General features: G+C 65.5%; 2 protein-coding genes. Both read right to left on the minus strand.

Features of this window, described 5'->3' with window-relative positions; all coding sequences use genetic code 11:
• Window positions 1-938: alpha-amylase family glycosyl hydrolase (locus ACIRVH_RS46450; RefSeq protein WP_403967174.1), on the minus strand; the 938-nt coding region annotated here is incomplete at its 3' end.
• A partial coding sequence (locus ACIRVH_RS46455) for an alpha-glucosidase C-terminal domain-containing protein (protein ID WP_403967178.1) occupies window positions 935-1,481 on the minus strand: 547 nt, incomplete at its 5' end. The genes ACIRVH_RS46455 and ACIRVH_RS46450, both read right to left, overlap by 4 nt.

Genomic DNA, 1,481 nt, shown 5'->3' on the forward strand with positions numbered 1-1,481 from the left:
GTCTTGGCGAGGATCTCGGAGACGGGGTAGCGGGACTCGCGCCTGACGGCCATGAAGATGCGGGGCATGACGGGGAAGTGGAACGCCATGTGGCATTCGTCGCCGCCGGAGGCGTAGTCGCCGAAGTAGTCGACGACGTCCTCGGGCCATTGGTTGGCTTCGGCCAGCAGGACGGTGTCGGGGTACTGGGCGTCGATCTCCTTGCGCACCCGCTTCAGGAACTCGTGGCTGGCCGGCAGGTTCTCGCAGTTCGTGCCCTCGGCCGCGTAGAGATAGGGGACCGCGTCGAGACGGAACCCGTCGATGCCGAGGTCGAGCCAGAACTTCAGCGCGGCCAGGATCTCCTCCTGCACGGCCGGGTTCTCGTAGTTGAGGTCCGGCTGGTGCGAGAAGAAGCGGTGGAAGAAGTACTGGCCGCGCACCGGGTCGAAGGTCCAGTTGGAGGCCTCGGTGTCGACGAAGATGATCCGCGCTTCCTCGTACTGCTTGTCGTCGTCGGCCCACATGTAGTAGTCGCCGTAGGGGCCTTCGGGATTCTTGCGGGACTCCTGGAACCACGGGTGCTGGTCGCTGGTGTGGTTCATGACGAAGTCGATGATGACGCGCATGCCGCGCTGGTGGGCGGCGTCCACGAACTCCACGAAGTCGGCCAGGTCACCGAATTCGGGGAGTACGGCGGTGTAGTCCGAGACGTCGTAACCGCCGTCCCGCAGGGGTGACTTGAAGAACGGCGGCAGCCAGAGGCAGTCGACGCCGAGCCACTGCAGGTAGTCGAGCTTGGCGGTCAGACCCTTGAGATCGCCGATGCCGTCGCCGTCGCTGTCCTGGAAGGAGCGGACGAGTACCTCGTAGAAGACGGCGCGTTTGAACCACTCCGGGTCCCGGTCCTTGGCGGGAGTGTCCTCGAAGGTGTCCGGCACGGGGTCGTTGACAGTCATGACGCTGAGGGCCCTCCGATCTGTGGCTTCGATCGCCCGACATGGAGCACATGCGCCGGCGTCCGGCCGGGCGTGAGGCGCACGAAGTTGGTCCTGCCCCAGTGGTAGGTCTCCCCTGTCAGTTCGTCGTGCACGGACAGGGCAGCGTTTTGGTCCAGGCCTAGTTGCGACATGTCCAACGAGACCGTGGCCTCCTGGGTGTGGTGGGGGTCGAGATTGACGACCACGATGACCGTGTCCGGGCCCGTGCTCTTGCTGTAGGCGAGCACGTTGTCGTTGTCGGTCTGATGGAAGCGGAGGTTCCGCAGGCGCTGGAGCGCGGGGTGGCGTCGTCGCACGGTGTTGAGCCGGGTGATGAGGGGGGCGAGGGTGCGGCCCTCGCGTGCGGCGGCTTCCCAGTCGCGGGGTTTGAGCTGGTACTTCTCCGAGTTCAGGTATTCCTCGCTGTCCGCCCTGAGCGGGGTGTTCTCGCACAGTTCGTAGCCGCTGTAGATGCCCCACGTGGGGGAGAGGGTGGCCGCGAGCACGGCACGGATCTCGAAC

This window comes from Streptomyces sp. NPDC101165 (assembly GCF_044768135.1).
Lineage (GTDB): Bacteria > Actinomycetota > Actinomycetes > Streptomycetales > Streptomycetaceae > Streptomyces.